19 protein-coding genes and 1 pseudogene are annotated in these 26,119 nt (G+C 44.8%); 10 read left to right on the plus strand and 10 right to left on the minus strand.

Annotated elements, in window-relative coordinates:
* Positions 1-29 precede the first annotated feature (29 nt).
* The 5 genes from BN8899_RS12390 (at position 30) to BN8899_RS12410 (ending at position 9,480) form a co-directional block, all read left to right on the plus strand.
* On the plus strand, positions 30-2,624 hold the full coding sequence (locus tag BN8899_RS12390; RefSeq protein WP_065219670.1) for a zinc-dependent metalloprotease: 2,595 nt from the start codon (positions 30-32) through the stop codon (positions 2,622-2,624).
* Positions 2,625-2,752: 128 nt separating this feature from the next.
* The gene (locus tag BN8899_RS12395) at positions 2,753-5,080 is read left to right on the plus strand and encodes a GH92 family glycosyl hydrolase (RefSeq protein ID WP_065219671.1); all 2,328 of its coding nucleotides are present in this window, start codon (positions 2,753-2,755) and stop codon (positions 5,078-5,080) included.
* On the plus strand, positions 5,077-5,859 hold the full coding sequence (locus tag BN8899_RS12400; RefSeq protein WP_065219672.1) for a basic secretory protein-like protein: 783 nt from the start codon (positions 5,077-5,079) through the stop codon (positions 5,857-5,859). Before BN8899_RS12395 ends, BN8899_RS12400 begins: the two co-directional genes overlap by 4 nt.
* 53 nt (positions 5,860-5,912) lie before the next feature.
* Complete coding sequence (locus BN8899_RS12405; protein ID WP_065219673.1) at positions 5,913-8,192, plus strand: GH92 family glycosyl hydrolase; 2,280 nt, start codon at positions 5,913-5,915, stop codon at positions 8,190-8,192.
* Positions 8,193-8,286: 94 nt separating this feature from the next.
* On the plus strand, positions 8,287-9,480 hold the full coding sequence (locus tag BN8899_RS12410; RefSeq protein ID WP_065219674.1) for a DUF4272 domain-containing protein: 1,194 nt from the start codon (positions 8,287-8,289) through the stop codon (positions 9,478-9,480).
* Between the two features lie 231 nt (positions 9,481-9,711).
* Here the strand turns inward: BN8899_RS12410 and BN8899_RS12415 are convergent, their stop codons facing one another.
* The 9 genes from BN8899_RS12415 to BN8899_RS12450 form a co-directional block, all read right to left on the minus strand.
* On the minus strand, positions 9,712-10,479 hold the full coding sequence (locus BN8899_RS12415) for a TIGR03915 family putative DNA repair protein (RefSeq protein ID WP_065219675.1): 768 nt from the start codon (positions 10,477-10,479) through the stop codon (positions 9,712-9,714).
* Positions 10,480-10,488: 9 nt separating this feature from the next.
* Positions 10,489-11,754 carry a putative DNA modification/repair radical SAM protein gene (locus BN8899_RS12420; RefSeq protein WP_065219676.1) on the minus strand — a complete coding sequence of 422 codons (1,266 nt, stop codon included), beginning with the start codon at positions 11,752-11,754 and terminating at the stop codon, positions 10,489-10,491.
* A 192-nt stretch (positions 11,755-11,946) separates the two neighbouring features.
* Positions 11,947-12,102, minus strand: coding sequence for a DUF3575 domain-containing protein (locus BN8899_RS21295; protein ID WP_255366263.1), 156 nt, complete (start codon positions 12,100-12,102; stop codon positions 11,947-11,949).
* On the minus strand, positions 12,099-12,464 hold the full coding sequence (locus tag BN8899_RS12425; protein ID WP_255366264.1) for a DUF3575 domain-containing protein: 366 nt from the start codon (positions 12,462-12,464) through the stop codon (positions 12,099-12,101). Before BN8899_RS12425 ends, BN8899_RS21295 begins: the two co-directional genes overlap by 4 nt.
* A 22-nt stretch (positions 12,465-12,486) precedes the next feature.
* Positions 12,487-14,004: a hypothetical protein gene (locus BN8899_RS12430; protein ID WP_065219677.1), complete on the minus strand. Its 1,518-nt coding sequence runs from the start codon at positions 14,002-14,004 to the stop codon at positions 12,487-12,489.
* A gap of 7 nt (positions 14,005-14,011) precedes the next feature.
* Positions 14,012-15,034, minus strand: a complete 1,023-nt coding sequence (locus tag BN8899_RS12435) for a hypothetical protein (protein WP_065219678.1) — start codon at positions 15,032-15,034, stop codon at positions 14,012-14,014.
* A 72-nt stretch (positions 15,035-15,106) separates the two neighbouring features.
* Entirely contained in the window at positions 15,107-16,180 is a 1,074-nt protein-coding gene (locus BN8899_RS12440) for a FimB/Mfa2 family fimbrial subunit (protein WP_065219679.1), read from the minus strand.
* Between the two features lie 31 nt (positions 16,181-16,211).
* Positions 16,212-17,156 carry a hypothetical protein gene (locus BN8899_RS12445; protein WP_018337214.1) on the minus strand — a complete coding sequence of 315 codons (945 nt, stop codon included), beginning with the start codon at positions 17,154-17,156 and terminating at the stop codon, positions 16,212-16,214.
* Positions 17,157-17,639: 483 nt separating this feature from the next.
* Positions 17,640-18,698: a class I fructose-bisphosphate aldolase gene (locus tag BN8899_RS12450; protein ID WP_018337213.1), complete on the minus strand. Its 1,059-nt coding sequence runs from the start codon at positions 18,696-18,698 to the stop codon at positions 17,640-17,642.
* Positions 18,699-18,808: 110 nt separating this feature from the next.
* Here BN8899_RS12450 and BN8899_RS12455 point away from each other — a divergent pair.
* From BN8899_RS12455 to eis, 4 genes and pseudogenes are all read left to right on the plus strand, one after another.
* Positions 18,809-20,242 (plus strand): annotated as a pseudogene (locus tag BN8899_RS12455) (alpha-L-fucosidase); the annotation flags it as partial.
* Positions 20,243-20,450: 208 nt separating this feature from the next.
* Entirely contained in the window at positions 20,451-22,190 is a 1,740-nt protein-coding gene (locus BN8899_RS12460) for a thiamine pyrophosphate-dependent enzyme (RefSeq protein WP_065219680.1), read from the plus strand.
* A gap of 40 nt (positions 22,191-22,230) precedes the next feature.
* Positions 22,231-23,127, plus strand: a complete 897-nt coding sequence (locus BN8899_RS12465) for a DUF2156 domain-containing protein (protein ID WP_018337210.1) — start codon at positions 22,231-22,233, stop codon at positions 23,125-23,127.
* Positions 23,128-23,134: 7 nt separating this feature from the next.
* A complete protein-coding gene (gene eis, locus BN8899_RS12470; protein ID WP_065219681.1) occupies positions 23,135-24,193 on the plus strand; it encodes a GNAT family N-acetyltransferase in 1,059 nt (352 codons plus the stop codon).
* Here the strand turns inward: eis and BN8899_RS12475 are convergent.
* Positions 24,171-24,959: a hypothetical protein gene (locus tag BN8899_RS12475; RefSeq protein WP_018337208.1), complete on the minus strand. Its 789-nt coding sequence runs from the start codon at positions 24,957-24,959 to the stop codon at positions 24,171-24,173. The genes eis and BN8899_RS12475 overlap by 23 nt on opposite strands.
* 548 nt (positions 24,960-25,507) lie before the next feature.
* Between BN8899_RS12475 and BN8899_RS12480 the strand changes: the two genes are divergently transcribed.
* Positions 25,508-26,047 (plus strand): RNA polymerase sigma-70 factor, encoded by a 540-nt coding sequence (locus BN8899_RS12480; RefSeq protein ID WP_018337207.1) that lies wholly within the window; start codon positions 25,508-25,510, stop codon positions 26,045-26,047.
* Positions 26,048-26,119: the final 72 nt, after the last annotated feature.

Consider the following 26,119-nt stretch of genomic DNA (forward strand, 5'->3'; position numbering starts at 1 on the left):
GAGTGATTATTAATAGTAAACTAGTTGTCATGAAAAGTATTATATATGTAGTATTTCTTCTTTCGATAATTCTATGTCCGTTTGTAGGAAACGGGATGGCACAGGAGAAGAAGGATACGGGGAAAAATAAAAATTCGGCTTACCAGAAACTCTTTAACGGTAAAAATGTAAAGACGGCAAAAGGTGTAATGACGATTCATTACACGGGGGGGAATGTGTACGTGGAGTTTCCTTTGGATTTGTTGGGTAAGGATATGTTGTTCGCTTCGTCGATAGAGAACACGAGTGATAACGGGGAGGGTGTTGTAGGGCAATTTGCCGGAACACCTCAGGTATTCGTGTTCACGAGAGAGGGAGATTATGTACAGGCTCGTTTGAGGCAAGGTGTTCCTATCGCTAACGGTAGTGGGAATGAAAATGTAGCGGGAGCCTTGGAGAAATCTTTTATGCCGGGAGTGTACTCTACTTTTAAAATAGAGGCTTACACGCCGGATAATAGTGCCGTGGTATTGAATATGACTTCTTTTTTCTTGGAGCATACGGCGTTCACGAATCCGTTTTCCGTTCAGGCTGCCAATTCGATATGGGGATTCGTGAACCGGAAGCACAAGTATAAAGCGAACCGGAATTTGTTTCAAGATGTCAAGGCGGATGGACGGAGCGTTACCGTGGTTTGTGAATCGGGGTATGACGTGGACCATATCGTGATGGGTGCTTTGGCAAGGCAGAATGTGAAGGTTTCGGTTACATTTAATAAAATGTTGGTGCTTCTGCCTGAAGATAAAATGACTCCTCGTTATGCCGACCCGAGGATAGGGGTAAGTTTCGTAACGATGCCCGAGATTGGAAAAGGGAAGACGGCATTGGCAAGGAGTTATCTGACTAAACGTTGGCGAGTGGAGCCGAGTGATGAAGGGGCGTATTGGGCAGGACAGGTCGTGGAGCCAAAGAAACCGATTGTTTTTTATTTGGATACGTTGATGCCCGAGAGTTGGACGAAATATATTCGTGAGGGGGTAGAGGAGTGGAACAAGGCTTTTGAACGTATCGGATTTAAAAATGTGCTTCGGGTTGTGCCTTTTCCCGAAACATCGGATTTTGATGCCGGAAACATTCAATATTCTGTGATTCGTTATTCTCCGACTTCTCCGAATATGTATCGTCCCCAACAATCTATGCTGGTGGATTACCGGAGTGGGGAGATTCTTAATGCCTCTTTGTATTTGCATCATCATTTCTTGTTTATACTGCATCGTGACAGGCTTCTTTACACGATGGCGGCAGATCCGGAAGCGCGTAAGGCTGCTTTGTCCGAAGAGGTGATGGGGCAAATGATAAAGAGTCAAATGATACGGGAGATCGGTTCGTGTTTGGGGTTGAGAGCCAATTTTCAGGCATCTTCTGTTTATCCGGTTGATTCATTGCGTTCCGCAACCTTCACGAGGGAACACGGGTTGTCACCCTCGATAATGGATATGGTGCCATGTAATTATATAGCACAGGAAGAAGATGTCAAAAACGGAGTGTTGCTAGTGCAAGACAAGTTGGGTGAATACGATTATTATGCCATTGAATGGTTGTATAAACCGATTCGCGGAGTGAAGAGTGCGGACGAGGAACGTGATACGTTGGATCGTTGGATTAAAGAATCCCGTCGGGATATTTATAGAACATACGGGCATACGCCTTTTACTTCCAGTGTTTATGACCCGCGTGTATTGAGCGAGGATTTGGGGAACGATCATGTTAAGGCAGGGGAATATCTGATACGGAATCTGAAAAAGTCAATGGCTCATTGTCGTGAATGGTTTGCCGAAGAGGATAAAACATTGGAACTTCAGAATAAATTGTATGGTTTTATACAAGGGCGGTACATGGACGGGTTGAACCGGGTTGCGTCTTACATTGGCGGAATGTATATAAATGACGGTAATAGTGATGAGAAGATACCGCATTACACGGTTGTACCCAAAGCCAAACAACAAGAAGCTGTGAATTTTTTGCTGGGACAGGCTAAAGATTTGGATTGGTTGGATAATCGGGAATTAAGGTATGACTTGCGGGTGAATTCTTCTGCCGTACAACAAAAACGGATGGAGATTTTTAACTTGTTATTTTCCCGTTGGTATATGGTTATCATGAGTTCGCGCAAGGCAAGTGGAGGATATACCGCGGACGAGTACATGGATGAATTGTATCGGATGGTTTGGGACGGTACTATAAAGCGCAAACAATTGGATCCGTTGGAGAGGGATTTTCAGATGGCTTTTTTAGCTGCCGTGATTGCTTCTTCGACCGTGACGGAAGATGCCACGCAATTGGATGCACACACGCGGGCTTTGGTGCAGGGGATAAGTGCTACCGGACAAGGTTGTCAAAAGTATGACCCTATTGCTTGTGAGAAACTGGAACGGATGCAGGTAGAGAATATCAGTGGTTTTTATGCACAGGGAGGGATTGCGGTAAATACATTGTCACGTTCTCATGTTTTTTATCAAATGTTGTTGAAAATCGATGCCATGGTGAATAATGCCATGAAAATGAGTACGGGGGAAATGAAGGATTATTACGAGTATTTACATTATAAAATCAGACAAGCCCTGGACGTGAAGGGTATTCATTAAAGAAGTTTGTTTCATGAAGGAAGTTGTAATATGTCAAAAATATTACAACTTTTTTTCACCCTTTGAGGGGCTTCAAGTGCCTTTTTAGAGTAATCGGATAACAGAAAATTTTAATTAATGCTGACAAGATGAAATTGAGCGTACTTTTATTGTGTTTGGGTGCTATGCTGACAAATAAAGAAGAAAAAAAGAATCCGGTGGATTACGTGAATCCCTTTATCGGAACTAAAAGTATGGGACATACCTTCCCGGGGGCTTGTGTCCCGTATGGAGCGGTGCAGTTGAGTCCCGATACGGAGAACGTGCCGCATAATATTGACGGTGTTTACCAAAAAAATACTTATCGGTATTGTGCCGGATACCAGTATGATGATCCGACAATTGTCGGGTTCAGTCACACGCATTTGAGCGGAACGGGGCATTCGGATTTGGGGGATGTCCTTTTGATGCCGACAGTCGGGGAGTTGAAACTGGTGCCCGGGACGGCGGATCGACCGGAAGAGGGGTATCGTTCCCGATTCTCGCACGAGCGGGAAAAAGCCTCGCCCGGTTATTACGAGGTGATGTTGCAGGATTACGGTGTGAAAGTGCAGTTGACGGCAACGGAACGGGTTGGAATACATAAATATACCTATCCGGCAGGAGTGGAAAAAGGTCATGTGATCGTGGATTTATTGCACGGGATATACAATTATGACGGGAAAGTGTTGTGGGCGAATCTTCGGGTGGAAAATGATACTTTGTTGACGGGATACCGGATCACGAGGGGATGGGCACGGACGAATTACACGTATTTCGCGATAACATTCTCTAAACCGATACAAGATTACGGACACGAGAATTTCGAGAAGGTGAATTACCAAGGTTTTTGGCGTAGATTTGATGAGAAAAGAAATTTCCCGGAGATGGGTGGTAAGGGTATCGTGGCATATTTTGATTTCGACTTACGCGATATGCCGGAACTGGAAGTGAAAGTGGCTCTTTCATGCGTGAGTACGGAAGGGGCGTTGAGGAACTTGCAGATGGAAGCGGCAGGCGTTGACTTTGAAACGTTGGCAGAACGTGCCGGGGAGAAATGGAACAGAGAACTTTCGGTGATCGAGGCACAAGGAAGCCATGATGAGTTGAGTATGTTATATACTTCGTTGTATCACACGATGATAAACCCGTCTGTTTACATGGATGTAGACGGGCAATACCGGGGTGTCGACCACATGATTCATCGGGCGGAGGGTTTTACCAATTATACCGTGTTTTCCTTGTGGGATACCTACCGGGCTTTGCATCCGTTGTTTAATGTTATCAATCGGGAACGGAACCGGGATATGGTTATGTCTATGCTGGAACATTACCGGCAGAGTGTACACAAAGCTTTGCCCGTGTGGTCGCACATGGGTAACGAGAATTGGTGTATGATCGCTTATCACGGGGTGGCTGTCGTGGCGGATGCCGTGGCGAAGGGTATCCAGCTGGATACGGCGTTGGTGTTGGAAGCGATGAAGAATAGTTCGAATGTCCCGTATTACCAGCATACTCGAGAATACGTGGAAAAGGGTTACGTGCCCGTGGATAAAGACGGGAATGGTGCTTCGATCACACTGGAGAACGCGTATGACGATTGGGCGATATACCAAACTGCAAAAGCATCGGGGAACGAGAACATGGTCCATGAGTACGAGAGCCGGGCTTTGAACTATCGGAATTTGTTCGACGAACGTTTGGGTTTTGCCCGTCCCCGTTTGTCCGACGGGAGCTGGAAAGAGCCATTTGATCCGTTGGGCACGCACGGCGAAGGATTTATCGAGGGAAATTCGTGGAATTACTCGTTGCACGTGCCGCATGATGTGAACGGGTTGATTCGTTTGATGGGAGGTGAAAAGCGTTTCACGGAACGGTTGGATAGTTTGTTCACGATGAATCTTCCGGAAAAATATTATGCCGATACGGAGGATATCACGGAAGAGGGGTTAATGGGAAATTACGTGCACGGGAATGAACCCAGTCATCACGTGTTGTACTTGTACGCTTGGACTTCTCAACCTTGGAAGACCCAATTCCGGGTGAGGGAAGTGATGAACCGTATGTACAGGAATAAAATTGACGGGTTATGCGGTAATGACGATTGCGGTCAGATGTCTGCTTGGTACATTTTTTCGGCTTTGGGATTTTATCCTGTCTGCCCCGGAACGGATCAATACGTGTTGGGTGCTCCTTATCTGCCTTACATGAAAATACGTTTGGAGAACGGCAACACGTTTGAGGTACGTGCGCCGAAAGTGAATGACAAAAACAGATACGTGAAAGCAGTTCGGTTGAACGGAAAGCTCTATGACAAGGCTTATATAACGCAACGGGATATTATGGCGGGAGGAGTGTTGGAATTCGAGATGAGTAACCGTCCCAACCGGAATCGAATATACACGGATGATAATAAACCTTACTCTCTGACACGATGAATATAAAAATGATATTGTATATGTTGTGTATCTTGGGAATGGTGAGTTCCTGCGGATACAAAAAGAATAACTCGAAAACGGGGAAAGTTGCGGACTGGTCAACCTATGACGTGGGAAGAGTTGAATTCCAAAATTTGTCACCGGAAACGGATGGGGCAAAATTATACGCTCAGATTGTTCCTCGTCCTGAACAGTTTATACAGGAATGTGCCCGACAAGTATTGGAAACGCTTTATTTTTCACCCGTGGATAGTATCCCGGCTGTCAAATTAATTACATATATATTAAAGTCTTATGATGGAGTATCGGCGAAAAGCGGTAATCCGCCTTCAATCACGATTACTTACAGCACGGATTGGGTGGAGAAAAGTTATAAGGGAAACATGGATACGTTGGTGCGGGAAAACCGGGGAGTACTTTGGCATGAATTGACACACGGGTTTCAGTTGGAACCGCAAGGGATAGGAACTTATGGGACAAATAAGACATTTTGGGCTTTCATCGAGGGTATGGCGGATGCAGTGCGTTACGTGAACGGCGGTTTTACTTTGGACGACCGCCCCAAGGGAGGGCATTACACGGATGGGTATCGCACGACAGGTTTCTTCCTGGCTTGGTTGAAGCAGACGAAAGATCCGGATTTTTTGCGTAAATTTAACCGCAGTACTTTAGATGTCATTCCTTGGTCTTTTCAAGGTGCGATTCAATATTCTCTAGGAGAGGAATATGATATAGATCGACTTTGGGAAGAATACATGGTTGCGATGGGTGACAAGTAAATGCGGGCAGGTGTTCGGGAAACTTGAGAAGTGTAACAAAATGTGTTGTGTTTATGAGATATTATGTTTGTGTTTTAGTTTGTTTGTGGCTCGGCGTGGGTATCCCCGCGCAAGCTCAAACTGTTTTTGATCCCGTGGAGTACGTGAATCCGCTTATGGGTACGCAATCCACGTTTGAATTGTCGACGGGGAATACTTATCCGGCGATCGCCCGCCCGTGGGGAATGAATTTTTGGATGCCCCAGACGGGAAGAATGGGTGACGGTTGGGCTTACGTTTACACGGCAAATAAGATTCGGGGATTCAAACAGACGCATCAGCCGAGTCCGTGGATAAATGATTACGGTCAATTTTCGTTGATGCCAGTGGTTGGGAAACCGGAGTTCGACCAAGACCGGCGTGCCAGTTGGTTCTCGCATAAAGGAGAGGTGGCAAAGCCTTATTATTATAAGGTTTACCTCGCCGAACACGACGTGGTGACTGAATTTACGACGACGGAACGGGCGGCTTTTTTCCGTTTTACTTTCCCGGAAAATGAACATTCGTATATTGTCGTTGATGCTTTTGACCGGGGTTCATTTGTTCGTATCGAGGGAGATAATAAGATCGTGGGATACACGACCCGGAATAGCGGAGGTGTACCCGAGAATTTTAAGAATTATTTCGTGATAGAATTTGATAAGCCTTTTGTGTATAAACACACGTTTGCCGACGGGGAATTGAGTGACGATTTGGCACAACAATCCCGGCACGTGGGAAGCGTGATCGGTTTCCGAACAAAAAAGGGGGAAAAAGTACACGCCCGCGTGGCATCTTCATTTATAAGCCCGGAACAGGCGGAATTGAATTTGAAGGAATTGGGAAACGATGATTTCGATACATTGGTCGGACGGGGTAAGGCAGCATGGAATGAAGTGTTGGGGGCTATTCAAGTGGAAGGTGGTTCGTTGGATCAATCCAGGATATTTTATTCTTGTCTTTATCGCTCGGTACTCTTTCCCCGTAAATTCTATGAAATAGATGCGGCAGGAAATATATTGCATTACAGTCCTTATAATGGAGAGGTTTTACCGGGATATTTATACACGGATACAGGATTTTGGGATACATTTCGTTGCTTGTTTCCCCTGTTGAATTTGGTTTATCCTTCTCGGAACAAGGAAATGCAGGAAGGGTTAATTAATACTTATAAGGAAAGCGGTTTTTTCCCGGAATGGGCGAGCCCGGGACACCGGGGATGTATGGTAGGAAATAATTCGGCTTCGGTGCTCGTGGATGCCTACTTGAAAGGCGTGCAGGTTGCAGATGTGGAAACGTTGTACAAGGGACTGGTACACGGCACGGAACACGTGCACCCCAAAGTATCTTCCACGGGACGTCGGGGACACGAGTATTATAATACATTGGGGTATGTGCCTTACAACGTGGGAATAAACGAGAGTGCCGCTCGTACTTTGGAGTATGCTTATGATGATTGGTGTATTTATCAATTGGCAAAGAAGTTAGGACGTCCGACGGAGGAAATAGAGCGATTTGCCCGGCGGGCAATGAATTATAAACATTTGTTCGATCCCGAAACCAAATTGATGCGGGGAAAGAATCAAGATGGAACTTTTATGATGCCTTTCTCACCCTTGAAATGGGGTGATGCCTTCACGGAGGGGAATAGCTGGCATTACACGTGGTCGGTATTCCACGACCCGCACGGGCTGATCGGCTTGATGGGGGGAAAAGAAGTTTTCGTGCAGATGTTGGACTCGGTTTTTGCCGTGCCGCCCCTGTTTGACGAGAGTTATTACGGGGGAGTAATCCATGAAATCCGGGAAATGACCGTCATGAATATGGGAAATTATGCCCATGGGAATCAACCCATACAGCACATGATATACCTGTATAATTATGCCGGACAGCCATGGAAAGCGCAATATTGGTTGCGGGAAGTGATGAATAGAATGTACACGCCCGGACCGGATGGTTATTGTGGGGACGAGGATAACGGGCAGACATCGGCATGGTACGTGTTCTCGGCTCTTGGTTTTTATCCTGTTTGTCCGGGAACGGATCAGTATGTGCTGGGTACGCCGCTTTTCCCGAAAGCAACGATTCATTTTGAGAATGGGAAAAAGATGAAAATCTTTGCCCCGGGAATAAATGATGATTGCCGCTATATAGACCGGATGAAGCTGAATAAACGAATTTACACGAAGAATTACATTACTCATAAGGATTTACAAGGAGGAGGGCGAATCGAGTTTCAAATGAGTGACCGACCGAATAGGTCGAGGGGAACTACTGATACTGATGTGCCTTACTCTTTTTCTTTGGAAAAATAGAAAATATTGCTTTTTAGAGCGGGTTTTGAAGAGGGTCTTCGGTTGCATTGTCAAAAGGAGTTTCTATATTTGTGTGAATTATAAAAATAATTTTATGGAAAAAGCAAATCTGACTCTTTACACGGTAATCGGGGATTTCGACCGGGTGGCGCAATCTATGGAAAAGCGGTTTAGTGAAGTGGCAAAAATGTTCACGCCCGGGGACGACCGCTGGATGCTGGTATTGCAGGATGATTCGGTTATTCGCTGTTCGATGATGCAAGCTAAGAACGAGCCGGAACAAGTGGCGGAACACACGAACGGGATGGCGAATTATTTCGCACGAGTGGAAACAGAATTGTCTGAAATTAAAGAAGAAGTAGTCCGTCAGATTACTTGTTTTAATTGTATCGTGGGTATCGAGTTCGAGACGGATGATAACCGGGATCGGACGAATTATATCGTGAATACTATTTTTGACGTGGCGGCAGATATAAACGGTTTCGTGCTTTACCCGAGTATGAGTCTGTATGATGGTAAGGGGAAGTTGCTTTTTTCCGTGCAGGGCGAGAGCGAGTATGAGGCTTTCCGTCCGGTGGCAAATTCTGATTTGTTGGAAGTCGGGCGTCCCGAACCCGGAGAGGTGGATCTATTTCGCCGGGAGCGTTCTCTTGCCCGCTTGAGGGAGGCTGGAGTGCCTTATATCGAACATTTGCCTTGCGAGGTGTTGGATAGTGAAGCGGTTATCCGTGATCCGGAAGAAATAGCCTGTCGTGCGGCGGCTCTGTTTGCCGTGGCATTGTATTCGGAAGTCATGTTGTCCGAGAATCCCGATCGGGAAGAAGGATTGGGGTTCGTGCAGCGGGTGGATGCTGGTTTTCATATCATGGACGCACTGACGCCCGCGGAGAGGGCATACTTGGATAATCCTTCGCCGGAGCGGCATGACTGTATTCAGTTCCTGTGGCGGTACGAGTGTTGTGCCGTGTTGCTATGGGCACTTGGTATAACGGAGTTGCCTTATCCTTCGGAGATTTGTGATGTTCCGTTTATTGCTCGGCTTTTCTTTGATAACCAAGAGAATGGAACTGTTTTAGGGCTAGGTGAGATTCGAGGTAAGAAGGAAATATTGGATGAGGCGGATCTGACTTTGCGTTATGATTGGGCGTGCGTGGATGCCCGTATCAAGGGACAGGAGGCTCCCGTTTCGTTGGACGGGGGTGTTGTCATGGAACGACATTATGCTTTCAATTGGCTGATCGGGGCGAGCGAGGGAGCGGATTGGGATGATATTCAACCGACAACCTAAGAGATTAAACTTCATCCGGGGAGAAAGCGTTGTTTGCACGTGGATGAAAGGGGGAAATAAAATGTTTCTCTCTTTTTACTCGTGTTTCGTATTCGTATTAAAAACGCTCCCGAAGGTCTTTGCACCGAAGTTGATCCGAAGTTGTACCGAAATTAACCCGGGATTTTCCCCTTATTTCCACGGGTTCACACCGGAATCTCCCCGGTTCGTCTATAGAATAATTTCTATTTATTATCCTCTTTTTTCTGTCAGGTATTTCCAGAAACGGGCGGGGAGATTTTGGCGGTGTAATTTTGGGTTGAGGCGTTCTTTGATGGCAATCGTCTTGAAATAGGTTTGCCAGAGTTGTTGAAATAGCTTTTCGTCTTGATCCATGATACTTTCGTCGAGGAATCCGGTCAAGAGATGTCCTTCCTTTTGCTCGAAATGTACTTCCGTGACAGTGGTTAAATCATAATAGTAACCATACTCCCGTTTCAAGTCATAAAGCAACCATTTTTGGTCTGCAAAACGATCTTGCAGGTAAGGGATAACTAAAGAGAGAACATTGTACAGGGGTTTCAAGGCGGCGAAGTATGTGCCGTCAGCGGCTTTTTGGAAACGGAGGAACTGAATGACCCGAAGGCGTTCGTTTTTTACTTGTTTGAATACTTTGGATAATTCGAGCACATCGGGATCCCCGAAATTGAGTTCAATAGAACGGGGTGCGTCGATTGCCTTGCGGATATAGCGGAATAGCAAGAGGTCTATTTCAGGTAATTCCGATAACCAGCACGTCGTGAGTTGAGAGAGGGCAGGTACTGATAGCTTTTTTTGGAGTCCTTTCCATACCCGTCCACTTCTTTCCGAGCCTGTGGTTACCGTGAACGATTCATCGTAGAACAAAGGCAAGGTTTCTCCTTCCCCGAGCAGGATGTCCGGGAATTTCTTGTTGCTGTACGCGTCAAAAACTGCGGTTAGTAACCCGTCGAATGTCTTGTCGTAGATGAAAATAACCATGGTGCGATATCAATTGATAAAGTCGAAAGGAATGATTAGTTGCCCGTCATCTATTTTTCGATTTGTTCTTTGTGTCAGGATGCGCCTCACGTTTTCGGGTTTTAGTTCGTTGACGGTTTTTGTCGGCAATTCGTGGCAGGTGATGAAATATTGTGCTTTTTTCAACACGACGCCTATTTGCTTGAGTTGTGCTGTCCCTAAACGGGAGTAACGGCGTGCCGTGACAATCATTTTGGCTGATTTTACACCCAAACCGGGAACCCGGAGCAGCATCTCGTAATCTGCCCGGTTGACATCGATGGGGAAGGCTTCGGGGTGACGCAGTGCCCACGCGAGTTTGGGGTCTATCTCCAAATCGAGGTCCGGGTAGGAGTCATCCACGATTTCGTCCACTTTGAAATTGTAAAAACGAAGCAACCAGTCAGCTTGATACAGTCGGTTTTCCCGGACAAGGGGAGGCTGCTTCAAGGCGGGTAGGCGATGATCGTAAGCGTTGACGGGTACGAATCCCGAGTAATATACCCGCTTCATGCTGGGGCGCTTGTATAGGGCAGAAGTAAGGTGCAGAATGTCTTTGTCTTTGTCGGGGGTGGCTCCCACGATCATCTGCGTGCTCTGTCCTGCCGGAACAAAGCGGGGGGCGTGCCGGTATTTCTTCCTGTCCTCGGCACTTTGCAACATTCCTTGCTGTATGAAACGCATGGGAGTGAATACGCTTTGAAAGTCCTTCTCCGGGGCAAGAAGTTGCAGGCTTTGTTCATTCGGGATTTCGATGTTTACACTCATCCGGTCGGCATATAATCCGGCTTCATTTACCAATTCCTGGCTGGCTCCGGGGATGCTTTTCATGTGGATGTACCCGTTGAATTTGTACACTTGGCGGAGGTCTTTCACTACCCGAACCAATCGTTCCATCGTGTAGTCCGGGTTGCGAACGACGCCGGAACTGAGGAATAACCCCTCGATGTAATTGCGGCGATAGAACTCGATGGTCAGGTTGACCAGTTCCGTCACCGAGAAGGTAGCCCGGGGCAGATCATTACTCCTGCGGTTTATGCAGTAGGCACAATCGTAGATACAGTTGTTCGTGAGCATGATTTTCAGCAGCGAGATACAGCGTCCGTCTTCCGCGAAACTATGGCATATACCCCATCCCTCGGCGCTTCCGATCTGTCCTTTTTTGTGAGAACGGGAGGTTCCGCTGGATGCACATGATACATCGTATTTCGCTGATTCAGCGAGAATTTTTAATTTATTAAGTACGCTTTCATCCATGTCGAACGGGGGTATGTCTTCTTCACAAAGATAGGGATAAAACCGGAAAACCGAAGATTATTTTAGAGTGTAAATTTTGAATATTTGTGTCGAATAAATGTAATATGATTGATTTGCATTATAAAACGATGTCGTTGAGAAAATGTTGGAAAACTCGAATGTCCCTTTAACGTGAGTGGCGGAAGCTAACTACTATCGAAGAAAATACATGAAACTGATACTCAGTTTCGTCGGTCCGAAATAATTTTTATGTCCGGGACTGATGAATTTTCCACATTTATTACGCAAGTATTTGTCGAAGTCCAAATAAGCGTATCCTATCCCTAGTTCTGTTTCCCGATAATTCATTGATAACCGTAAGAAATACCGGCTCCCGCGAACCACCCGTCATAACGATATTTTTTGAGACCACCGTTGTATTTGCCGTAATGGGTGTGTATCCCGAAGAAATGTCCGGCAAATTGCTGGTAAGTCCAATAACGCCATTCGGGTTGTATAGCCCAGTGCGTAATCTTTTTGTTGTAACCGAATTTGAAAGGGTTGTATTGTCCGGCCAGGTCGATGGTCATTTTATGCCCGATAGCAATTTCTGCTCCCAGGTTTAAGGTTGTTGTTGCCCAATAGGCTACATTTGTTTTTAGCGCGAACTCTTGCGCGAAAGTTGTTGTCGTCACGAGCAAGAGTATGGATATTAAAATGCTTTTCATCATGATCTTTTTAATGAATAACGTTTTAGTAAGCAGTGGGAGTACTCCATCCGCCACTTAGCGATAGGTTCTCGACCCCGAGTAAGGGTAAATTCAATGGGACTCTGATTGTGATTTGTTTGATAGGACTGATTATTAAATTGAGTATCGTTCCTAAAATGGGAATACTTCCCAGTAATCCATCGATGTTTCCGATTTCCAGTAGTTTGACACTAACGGATAGGGAGTGATTGCCGTCTGTTTGTTGCGTGTAACTTTTCAAACCGAGGTCGACGAAAGAATAATTCGAAGCGTATCTGCGATTGGTCAAGGGGGTATATTTCAAAGAATCGGTAATGTCCACGAATGTCCCTTCCAGTAGTAATGAATTGTCGATAATGCCATTCCAGAGAAGTCCGCTGATTAACCCTTCTTTTATGACGTGAATCTTTTGGATGTTGAATAAGCCCGAGAAGTTTTTGATGGCGATACTTTTTTGAGCCATAAAGTCCCTCGTGGTGAATTCATATCGGAATTGATTGATCCCGTTGAATTTTTCCTGTACTACTAGGTTGTAATCCACGGATTTGGGAAAATCTTTTATGCTGACAATAGCGGTATGGGCGTCCTCGGCTTCCCACGGGTTGAGCAATGCGCCCAAGACTCCGAGTAATCCGCCTTGGTTTTCATTCGCGGCTAATGCATTCCCGATTTGATTTGTCAATTGTTTCAGAAAGCGGTTATATAATGTGTCTGTTACCGGGGCGACAAGTTTGTCTACGAGAGGATTCACGATGGCATCGATTCCTCCCAGTAAACCTATCGTGATAGAAGAAACGTTACGACGGACCGTGGAGTCCAGTGCCGTTTTTAATAGGCCACGGGCTTGTGTTTGTATGATATTCTTGTACCCGACTTGGGTGACAATGTTTTGTACCAGTTTGTTCAGGGCTGTTTGGGCATCCACTAAATTGCGGTGTACCTTGACAAGTCCGATGATCCGTTGCAATAATATTGTCGGGGTGGGATTCGTGTCTGAAAAATCGGCCTTCGCCAGGTAATATTCCGAGTTATTTTGAAAAGGAGAGTTGGGGAGTACGATACGCGCGCTATTGTAGTTTACGTCGTAATTTTGTAATACCTCGTTATAATTAACGGGAGCTCCCGCTAACGCGTAAGGAAACAATGTTTTTTCTACATTACCGAGAAAAACGGCTTTATACGAACCGCGGGGCAGGGTGTCTCTGACGACACCTAATGGCCAGTTTGCCGTTGTGCCGGGGAGTAAGATTTCCTTTGTTTTGACAAATTCTCCGGTCGACTTGTATACTAGATACCTGACGTGTTGTACTCGTGTGTCCGGACCGCTTACGGCACTTCGACTTTCCGGCATGGAGCCTGAAAATGAAACGACGAAATGGCCTTCGGGTATGTTGTCATGCTGTTGGTCTTCAATGATGTCGGGAGTGATAGGGGCCTCTTCCTCTAACACCTTATGGCATCCGTTCGCGAGAAACATGATGATGATGCCGCATATATAGGAATAGTATTTTATTCTTTTCATATTGATGTTAGTTAAAACCGTCCCAGTTGTCGTCGTCTAGGTCAATTGTCCTACCGATTGCAAAACCGATATTGATCTTTGAATAATCTCCGCTGATATTGACTATTTCGTTGGGACGTAATATGATATTGTTGTTTTGAGATACCGGGGAGTCCGGAACTTTTATCAGGTAAGTTTCGGTTACGGAATCGTATTTCACGATCAATGAAAACGTTGTCTTGTTTGTACTTCGTGTAGGAAGTAAAAATACGTTGAAATTGACGGTTTGGGCGGAAGGAGTTTGTTCTTGAAGTTTCCGGCTTTGGTTATCTCCGGGAACTTGCACGGCAGTCGCTATCGTGTCGTTTACTTGCACGGCTTTTACCAGGTTCCCCGCGACTAAAGTTATTGATTTCACGTATCCCGGAATATTTGTAATGGAAACGGTCAATCCGCTGACGAATCGTTTTAATTGTCCGCTTAAACTGATGTTTGAAGTGTTGTCGGGGGTGAAAACCGTACCAATGGCTGTCCCGTTTTTCGTGGCAGTACATAGGCAAGTATAAAATTCCGGAACGATTGTCGGGGATTTTGGGGCGAGTAGGAAGTTTGCCAGGCTCGTCGGAGTAGGTTGTGAGGTTAATTCTATCAGATTGGAAATGGCATTCCGGTTGTAATAGTTGTAATCACTTTGTTTGTATCCGATGATTAGTACTTTGTATGTAAATGATTTTGGCAATCCTAATGTTAAGGATTGTGTCGGAAAACTATTAATATCCCATTGGCGGGCAAAATTCCAAGCCGTGATGAAATTGTCCGCTCTGCTATCGGGTAAAGCCGCGTTTAATTTTTGGAAAGGTAACACGAGTATCCTGTTTACCGAATAATTCTGGGCTCGACTTTCAGGGGAGAGTTGTATTTCGTTACCTATCGATAGATCTATGCGGGCTAGATCGTATTCCTGTAATTCTGATTCTTTGTCATGGGTACAAGACAGCAAAATTATTAGTACAATCCCCAATGATGAAATATATTGTATCCCGGGTTTCATGTCTGATAGATTTGGTTTGTAAAGTCTATAAGGTTTTTAAGCCTTATAGACTTCGGACATTCGCGTGTCTGTTTACTGTATGGTTAAGTTGTGTAATGTGTTCCATGCGGGATCAATCGTGATTGTAATTGATTGGTCCTTCAATAGATCAATAGCCGAGTCGTCATCCCCGGGATCTGACGTTCCGCCTCCGGTCGTGTCGGTTTTACTGACTTTTTTTCCTAAAGAATAGAAATGGTTTGCTATAATGTTTAGTGTAGGACTTCCCCCGTCTAAAACAGCCCATGTCTTTAGTGTGTTACCGTCTACGTCATAGAGTCCGAGAGTCATGGTGACGGTACCCACGGGTAATAAGAATTTACCGAAAAGTTGCGACTTGTCTAATTTGATAACTCCTTGTGCTGACAAATCATTCCCCGCATATACACCTTCGGCGGTAACCGTCTGATTGGAAAGGTCTGCATCAAATATTTTGTAAGTTTTTCCCGTGGGAGTTGCACCGATACCATTAATCAATAGAACGGAAGTATCGGCATTCGATACGGTTAAGCGCAGGTATTTCACGTTCGTACCATTTATTTGTGCCGGGACATTTTTGAAATAACCGAGAACACCGGCTACTTTGCGAGTCATTTGCAGATTTACTCGTACTCCCTCGGAAGAAACAGTTACGGATTGGGTGCCCGCGAATATTTCAGATTCCATTCCGGGAGTCGAAACTTTAGCTATCATGTCTTCAATTTTTGTTCCGTCAATGGTAGGAGTCGTGATGGTATAGCTATCCGATGCTTCTTGCCCGACAACGAGAAACTTATAATTACCAGCTGTCAATTTGTTGTTATCCGGCACAGTATAGCGCATGAACGTACTGCCTTTCGACCAATTCGGCACGTTGTAAGTCTTTTTGTAAAGATAATCGGAACCGGAACTTTGGAATACATGGATATTCACCCTTTCAACCTCTTGTACGGCTTCTTGGCTGTATAACGGACGGGTTCGGCTCTCTAGTCCGTTTGCCGCCTCATTTATTGTTGACAATTCGAATACTTGACCTTCCTCGGGAATGAACGTATCGATGTCTTTTTTTTCATTTGAGCACGCGCACATCAGAGTGCTCGCTAGTGCCATTAAAATAGTTTTTTTCATAATCTCAATCTAGTTTAGTTTAATTTAATAATCACTGTATCATAATATCTATATCATGAATTTTTATCCAGTTTCCTTCGGCTGCCATCAGAATTTCCAAACCACCTTCCGGCTTGAAATTTATTTTGAAAATGGTCACCTCGTTCCGTTTAATTATGGTTGTAAAATCAGGAATGTACATGAATGGCGTAGATGCTCCCCGGCTGAATAAAGAAAGACGTATCGTGGATTGTTTTCCGGGAAGAGTTGGAGATAATAAAACCGAAAGGGGAGTGGTCGGTTGTAAATTTTCTGTTGAGGATTTTTTTACCGTAGTTTCATGTGAGTACGTGAAATTCTGGTCTATATCCTGGGATATTGCAAAAATCTGTTCATCTATTCTGGTGATTGAGTCCGGAAGATTTTCCATTATAATGTATAAAAGTCCTTTCGTGCGTTTCATTTCCAAATTGTGATTTGGAGATTCGGGTAATAACGTGAGAGTATCGGCAATTAAATAAGTGTCTTGGTTTTCTTCTTCCCGTTGGTGTAAATTGTATGTTAGTAAAGCGTTGTTTCTTATGATTGGTTGGGTAATGTTTCCAAATACGCTCAGTATATAACGTCCTGATTTGATTTCAGAAAAATCAAGTGTTTGAAGCGTGTCGTTATTTGTGATCGAGTATTGGGGTACAACTTGAATACTTGTTTGTGTTTCCAAATCAATCAAATGATAAGAAAGGTTGCTTATGTAAGATTTGAATGGTAACTGTTCATTGGTGACGGCTAATTCCGGAATGTCATGGATATTCGAGTAATTTTTATCTTTTACACCGAGAGTGACAGTGTATGTCTGTGGACATTTTTCTTCTTTCAAGCAAGAAGTACAGAATAACAAGACAAATGAGAATAAAAGAATATATGTTGTAGATCTGTATTCTCTGTCTATTTTGGAAATAGAGTTTAAGTCCGAAATGCCTTTCTCGTGTGTTTTCATTCTGTTGATTATTTGTATGTACCAAAACGAAGATCTGTTTGGGGAAGTTTCAAATTTTGTTGTATAAAAATGGAAAACACTATGTTAAATGAAATAAATTATTGGTGAGTAATGATGATTAATGTTTTAGCTACATGGCTATTTCTTGGATGATTGTGATATTTGGCATGATATTTTATTTTGTTTCTTATAGATGTGTCGTTTGTGCGATGCCTTTTAAGTATAAAAATTGCGTTGGGATAATATCAGATACCGGATTATTTGTTCGGCATGAGGGCTTCTAACGCGAGTAAGGACGAGATAACTTGATAGCTAAATGAGTTGAGGCTGTAGCCAAAGTTATATTTCTTTCTTTATTCATCTGTACAAAGCGATCGTTCTTTTTGCTGGTAACGGCTTGAGAAGGAATATTCACTTTGTTTTGAATAATGATTAGAACTTTTGGAAACAGCCTCTTGGAGTTAGTAGTTATTTATTGACGAACTATGCCAGCGTGATCGTTTGATCCAGATAAACGTCTTGAATAGCGTTCAATAATTCCACGCCTTCCTTCATGGGCTTTTGGAATGCTTTCCTGCCGCTGATAAGTCCCATACCTCCGGCTCGCTTGTTGATGACGGCTGTTATTACGGCTTCCTGCAGGTCGGATGCACCTTTGGATTCTCCGCCGGAGTTGATTAATCCGATCCGTCCCATGTAACTGTTAGCAACTTGGTAACGGCACAGGTCTATGGGGTGGGATGAGGAGAGTTGGGAATATACTCTTTCGTCTGTCTTGCCGAATTTCAATGCCTTGAAGCCTCCGTTGACCGTGGGAAGTTTTTGCTTCACGATATCGGCTTGAATTGTGGCTCCCAGGTGGTTGGCTTGCCCGGTAAGGTCTGCCGCGGAGTGATAATCCGTGCCGTCTTTTTTGAAATTTTCGTTCCGAAGGTAGCACCAGAGAATGGTTGCCATTCCCAATTCGTGGGCGTGGGCAAAGGCTTCGGAGATTTCGAGTATTTGCCGTCTGCTTTCCGGTGAACCGAAATATATGGTTGCTCCCACGGCGGCGGCTCCCATGTTCCAGGCTTCTTCTACCGTACCGTACAGGGTTTGATCGTATTGGGTCGGGTAAGTTAACAACTCGTTGTGATTGATTTTCACGATAAAAGGTATCTTGTGTGCGTATTTGCGAGCCACGGAGCCGAGTACGCCATACGTGGAAGCTACCGCGTTGCAACCGCCTTCGATAGCGAGTTTTATAATGTTTTCCGGGTCGAAATAGAGCGGGTTCGGGGCAAATGAGGCTCCTGCCGAATGTTCTATGCCTTGATCCACGGGTAGGATAGACACGTATCCCGTGTTTGCCAAACGTCCGTGCCCTAAGATCGCTTGTAAACTGTTTAGCGTGCGGATGTTTCGGTCGGAAGCGACCCATATATTGTCAATCGTGGAAGGCGATGGGGCGTGGAGTAAAGATTTGTCTATGGTTTTGCACGTGTGGTTCAAAAGGAAGTCACTTTGATCTCCAAGAATCTCTATTGTTTTGTTTGTGTTCATATGATAAAGTTTTACGTTATTCTCTGTGAAACGTAAAAGTGGAAGAATATGTTGTCTAAATGAGAAAAAAAGTTTATTTTTACATTCGTTAAATAACATTGGTAATCATGGTGAAATCAATCTATATATTAGGGCTATTGTTGTGTGTTTGTGTGTTGTCGGCGGAAGGGCAAAAAGGGAAGTATTACGAGAAACAAGTTCATTTTCCGGAGAAAGCGACGTTAGAGGAAAAAGTGGATATGGCGTCGAGGCTAATTCCCTCGAAAAAGCAATTGGCGTGGCAGCAGTTGGAATTGACGGCTTTTATCCATTTCGGGATGAATACTTTTACAGGACAGGAATGGGGAAATGGTAAGGAATTTCCCGTGATGTTCAATCCCGTGGCTCTCGATGCGGAGCAGTGGGTGCGGGCTTTGAAGGCAGGTGGGTTTAAGCTAGTGATTATTACGGCAAAACATCATGACGGATTTTGTTTGTGGCCCACGAAGACCACCCGGCATTCGGTGGCTTCTTCCCCTTGGAAAAACGGGAAAGGTGATGTGGTGAGGGAAGTCAAAAAAGCTTGTGACCGCAATGGGATGAAGTTCGGGGTGTACGTTTCCCCGTGGGATCGGAATGCTTCTTGTTATGGTGATTCCGTGAAATATAACGAGTTTTTTATCCGGCAATTGACGGAATTATTATCCGATTACGGGAAAGTGGATGAGGTGTGGTTAGATGGGGCAAACGGGGAAGGTGCGAACGGGAAAAAGCAAGAGTATGATTGGGAGACAATTATAAAAACGATAAACAAGTTGCAACCCAATGCCGTTACTGCAATTTGCGGGGATGATGTCCGTTGGGTCGGCAACGAGCGGGGGAAAGGAAGAGAAACGGAATGGAGTGCCACGGCGTTAGTGCCGGAGAATTACCCGAATGCCCGGGGAAAAAATGAGCAATTACGTTTGAGTCCTTATACCCGGGATTTGGGGAGCCGGCACGTGTTGGAACGAGTGGCGGAACTTTTCTGGTACCCTTCCGAGGTGGATGTGTCTATTCGTCCCGGGTGGTTCTATCATGAGCGGGAAGATCATAAGGTGAAGTCGTTGGCTGAGCTAGTAGATATTTATTTCCAATCCGTGGGTTGCAATTCTTCCTTGTTATTGAATGTGCCGCCGGATAAGCGAGGATTATTGCACGAGAACGACGTGGCTCGACTGAAAGAGTTCGGAGAGTATATCGAAAAGACTTTCTCGAAAGACTATACTTCTCGCTGGGCTCGCCCGTGGACGGCAAAAACGGGAGAGAAGAAAGAATACACGTTGAGTAAAGAAGCCGTGGTGAATACGGTGATGTTGCAGGAGGACATCAGCCGCGGGCAGCGGGTGGAGGCATTCACCGTAGAGGCTCACGTGAATGGGGAGTGGAAAGTCATCGCGAAAGGTACTACAATCGGGTATAAACGTTTGCTGCGTTTCCCGGATGTGGAAGCCGATGCTATTCGGGTAACGATTGATGAATGCCGGAGTGCCGCGAATATATCCCGGGTTGGGGCGTTTCTGGCTCCGCGGATAAAATAATTTTATCAATTTTAGATTTCATGATTTAAGATTGAGTCTGATAAACGGACTCGACTTGCCTTTGCTTTCTCTTTTTATTTTGAGTAGCTCTATTGAGCTTTTTATTTGAAATCTAAAATTTAAAATAAGTAAACTTTATGAACTCATTTTACGTTTACCTGTAGAAATTAGCACATAATTAAAACTACAGGGTATGGCGAAAAAAGTAGCAGAACAATTAGTAGATATGCTGGTGGAAGCCGGTATAAAACGAATCTACGCCGTGACAGGCGATAGTTTGAACGAGATTAATGATGCCGTTCGGCGCAATGGTAAAATTCAATGGATACACGTTCGTCACGAGGAAGTCGGGGCATATGCGGCGGGAGCGGAAGCTCAACTTAACGGGCAATTGGCTTGTTGTGCGGGAAGTAGTGGTCCGGGACACGTGCATTTGATTAACGGTTTGTACGATGCCCACCGTTCCGGGGCTTCCGTGTTGGCTCTTGCGTCTACCATGGCGACGGGGGAATTCGGGACCCGTTATTTTCAGGAGACCGACACGATGAAGCTGTTCGATGATTGCAGTTATTATAATCAAGTAGCGGCTACGCCAGCCCAATTGCCTCGTATGTTACAGGCGGCTATGCAGGCGGCTTTGTCCCGACATGGTGTTGGAGTCATTGGAGTGCCGGGAGATGTAACGGCAAAAGATGCGGCGGAGATTTATACTTCCAGGCAAGTTTTTGTGACCACCCCGTCCATTCGTCCTTCCGATGAAGAATTGGAAAAGCTGGCAGCTTTGTTGAATGGCAAGACGAAAATCACCTTGTTTTGCGGTATAGGAGCGAAAGACGCCCATGCCGAGGTGGTAGAGTTATCGCGACGATTGAACGCCCCCGTGGCTTATTCTTTCAAGAGCAAAATGGAGATACAATACGATAATCCGAACGAAGTGGGGATGACCGGATTGTTGGGAATGCCTTCCGGTTACGACAGTATGCATGAGGCAGAAGTGCTGGTGATACTGGGAACGGATTTTCCTTATGCTCCTTTTATGCCGGAGAATAATACGATTGTACAGATTGATATAAAGCCGGAACGTTTGGGACGGCGGGCAAAAGTCGATATGGGACTTTGTGGCGACGTGAAGGCTACCTTGCAGGCATTGCTCCCTCGGATCAGACAAAAAGAAGAGAAGGACTTCCTGGAAAAACAATTGAAAGGGTACGAGCGGGTAAAAGAAAATCTGAATGCTTACGTGGAGGCTCGGGGTGAGGAGAATAAGATTCATCCGGAGTACGTCATGTCTGTTGTGGATAAGTTGGCATCGAAGGATGCTATTTTCACGGTGGATACCGGAATGACTTGCGTGTGGGGAGCCCGCTATTTGCATGGTACGGGACAACGGAAAATGTTAGGTTCCTTTAACCACGGTTCTATGGCAAATGCCATTCCGCAGGCAATTGGCGCCTCGTTGGCATTTCCGGACAGACAGGTATGGTCGTTATGCGGGGATGGAGGTTTGTCTATGTTGCTGGGAGATCTTTCCACGATCGTGCAATATAAATTACCCGTGAAGATCGTGGTATTCAATAACCGTTCTTTGGGAATGGTGAAATTGGAAATGGAAGTAGCCGGTTTGCCGGATTGGCAGACGGATATGGAGAATCCTGATTTCGCTCTTGTGGCAAAAGCTATGGGAATGGAAGGAATCACGGTGACCGATCCCGATAAGGTGGAGTCTGCGTTGGAAACGGCGATGAAGATTGACGGTCCGGTGCTGGTGAACGTGATGACCGATCCGAATGCCCTTGCCATGCCGCCCAAGGTGGAATGGAGCCAGATGCTGGGATTCGCGCAGTCTATGTACAAGTTGATGATCAACGGGCGGACGAAAGAAATATTGGATACGATTGCTTCTAATTTCAGGCACATGAAAGAAGTGCTGTAAGACGAAAGATAGTATCTTTGTATTATAAATAATATAATATATGATAGATTTTAAACCGATCAGAATTGAAGACAAAGAATTAATAACATCGTATTTTTTAGCTTGTGGCAACCGGGATTGCAACCTATCGTTCGTGAATTTATACACGTGGCAGTTCCTGACGAACAGTTGTTACGCCGTGGTGGATAACTGCTTGATCGTGCGTTTCACGTTGGACGAGGAGAGTGTCGTGTACACGATGCCCGTTGGGACGGGGGACGTGAAAGGTATTATCCATTTGTTAAAAGAACAGGCTCGGGAGGAAGGACACGTCCTACGGATTCATGGTGTGTTCCCGGAGATGGAGGAATGGTTCAACCGGGAATTTCCCGGGCGTTTTGACTACCGTCTGGATCGGGATTATTTTGACTATATTTATTTGCGGGAAGAATTAGCGGCATTGAAGGGGAAAAATTTCCAAGCCAAGCGGAATCATGTCAACAAGTTCAAGCGGACATATGATTATCGTTACACCCCGCTGACGGTGGATATGATTCCGCATTGTCTGGAATTGGAGGAGAAGTGGTGTGAACAGCACGGCTGTGACGAGGAGGAGAGCCTGATCAACGAGCGTAAAGCCTTGAATTCGGCATTACATCACTTTGAAGAGTTGGAGTTGACGGGAGGTGCGCTTTGGGTGGATGACGAGATTGTCGGTTTTACTTATGGTGCTCCCGTGAATCGCGATACGTTTGCCGTTCATATTGAAAAGGCGGATAATCATATCGATGGAGCCTATAATATATTGAATCAGGAATTTGCCTTGCATGTGCCGGAGCAATATATTTATCTGAACCGGGAGGAAGACTTGGGGCTGGTGGGGTTGCGTAAGGCAAAGCTATCCTATCGTCCCGTGATTTTGTTGGAGAAAGGTTATGCCCAGTTAATTGAAAATTGAAAATGATATGAAACAGGAGGTAATGGATTTGTGGCGGCTCTGTTTTGAGGATACGGAGGAGTTTATTCGCTTTTACTTTAGCAAGAAGTACAAGGAGGAGAATACTTTGGTCTACTGGGATAAGCAGGGCGATGTCATTGCGGCGTTACAAATGCCGCTCTATCCGATTACCTTTGCCGGAACTTTGGTGCAGGCGGGATATATTTCGGGAGCCTGTACTCATCCGTTAGCTCGGGCGCAAGGGGTCATGACGAAATTGTTGCAGGAGGCTTTCGGCGTGATGAGGAAACGAGGCATTCCGTTGAGCACGTTGATCCCGGCGAACGATCGGTTGTACGGTTATTACGGGAAGATGGGATACGCCACAGTTTTTGATTTCTCGCCGGAACAATATACTGTTTTGGATCGTCCTGTTCCGGGACATTTCCGGGTGGAGGCGGTACGGGACGAGGCTTTGCTGACGGACGATTTGTTCCGGTATTTCGAGCGTGCTATGCTTCGGCGTCCCTACTGTGTTCAGCATGACCGAGAAGATTTTGATATGATCATGGAAGATTTGCGGATTAGCGGGGGTGTCTTGATCGTGGTGTATGCCGGGGAGGATCATATTATAGGTATGGCATTTGCCGAACCTAGAGGCAATCACGTGTTGGTAAAGGATTGGTTGTTCGATACCGAGGACGTGAAACAGGCATTGTTATCAGGAGTGATGATGCACTTGGATGCGGCGGAAATACAATGTCGATCCTTGCCGACGGGTAAGAACGACGAGCATCGGGGAATGGCGAGAATATTGGACGTGGAGCAAGTGTTGCAGTTGTATGCTGTTCGTTATCCCGAGCAGCATTTTGTACTGAAAGTGACGGATGAACAGATCCCGGAAAACACGGGGATATACATTGTCGGGGAAGGCGGTTGTACCCGGAGAAACTCGGAAGAATTTGCCGTGGAACTTACCGTGCAAGAGTTAACCCAGTTGGTGTTCGGTTATTATCCGCAACGTTTCCCCGGGTTAGCTTCTTATTTCAAGTCCTTCCATCCTTTTATAAGTCTGATGTTGGATTGATTTTCCGGTTCTTGGAGGATTTTGAATTCACGATGTCTTCAATCTCTTCGATGTTGAGTTTCTTCACATTCGTGATGATCATATTTTCTTTTAAGAAATTACCATAGGTATTACATTCATTGATAATCGTCTCGAATATATCTTTCAATTCGGCATCAATGGGCAACAAGAGTGTAAACGTGATGTATTTCTCGAAATGCTCACAACTCTCTACTTCTCCTTTGGCTTTCGTGATTTCCAATTCTGTTTCCTTTTTGACGATATCCCATTGGAATGGTTGCATGACTATTCCGTCATTGGAAATGTAAACGCAAAAGTAACGTAACAAAGTACCATGACCTCCTAAACCGGTAGACACAAATACCGTGGACTCGTCCAGCAAAGAGGATTGTATTAGCATGCGCGATTGTTGCAATGCCACGGTAGCCCACTTTTTCAACGGGGTATCTTCTTTCTGGAATGCCTCTATTTTACGATATATGGCAATATCGTTAATTGTGGCTAATACTGCCAGTAGTTTCCTTTTTTTGTCCTCGCTGGTGGAATCTTCATATAATTGATCTGCCAATAGAGGAGCCTCCTCTGTCAATATTTTGAATTTTATCTTGTCTTTCATCAAAAATTCAAGAAGCGCCATGAAGTGGTGTTGTACTTCCACGTCAATTTCTTCTTCCATAATGTTGAGCTGTGAAGCGTTTTTTGCTAAAAACTCGTTCACGTTACTCCATTTCTGCTCGTCTTGGTTTTCTTTATCTTCTGCTTTCATATGACAAAAATAAGGTATTTATTGATTATACGGATTAAAAAAGAAAAGTTTTTATCGGCAATATGTATACCTTGTTAGATGCGGTTATACGTTTTAAATAGGCCTCTAAACCATGCCAATACTAGATAATTACATATATAAATCCGCTTTCAATTCCGTATTAATTCCACATCATTCCCGTTATGAACGCTATATGAACCCTATAGGAACGCTATACGAACCCTATATATAATAGCGTTCATAAAGGGTTATCATTGCATAATTAAAATACTTTAAACGCTATTATAGCGGAATTCATACGGAATTCATTCTAAAGTTATATAGGTTATGGATAGGAATTCATCATTATTTGCGGTTTTACTCGCTAACGGTACTTTAAAAACGAACGGGGGCACGTGCTATCTGCACGGGGACTTGGCTCTTTTAAATAGGTCTTAAAGTTTTTGAATTTGTTTTTTGCCGATATCAAAAGGGTATTTTTTAGAAAAAATGCTATATTTGACACGGAAACTTGTATGTGCTTTGTCTGATAATCTATAGAATAGACGATGGAAATGCTAGATGTAAAACGACCGGAGGTATTTGAGAAAATATTTCATGAATATTATGCATCGTTATGTTATTTCGCGAACAAGTTCGTGCAAGATGAGGATATGGCTAAGGATATCGTGCAAGAAGTGTTTGTCCGTTTTTGGGAATCTAAAGGGCGTTTCGAGAATCGGGTGGCGTTAAAATCTTTTTTGTATAGTTGCGTTCAAAACGGGGCGTTGAATTATTTGGATAAATTGCGTGTGAGGGAAAACGTCGGGAAGCAATTGGGATTGTCGGTTGAGGAGGCGGAAGATGTATTTCGTTTCGAGGTGGAGGCGGATGTATTTGAGGAAATTTTTGTCGCTATAGAGGAGTTGCCCGAGGAATGCAGGCGTATTTTTAAAATGAGTTATATTGAATTTTTGGACATAAAGACGATTTGCGAGCGGCTGGGGGTGGCGGAGTCGACCGTGAAAACCCAACGACAACGGGCAAAGAAATACCTGAAAGAGCGCTTGCAACACCTTTATTTACTGTCGTCACTTATTTTTTTCTAATTTTTTTTCTAATTCTTGTCATCCTTTTTCAAGTTTATCTGTTTTAGTACATGAAGAGATTAAAATCGTGTA

It is taken from the genome of Butyricimonas sp. Marseille-P2440, from assembly GCF_900091675.1.
Classification (GTDB): Bacteria; Bacteroidota; Bacteroidia; order Bacteroidales; family Marinifilaceae; genus Butyricimonas; species Butyricimonas synergistica.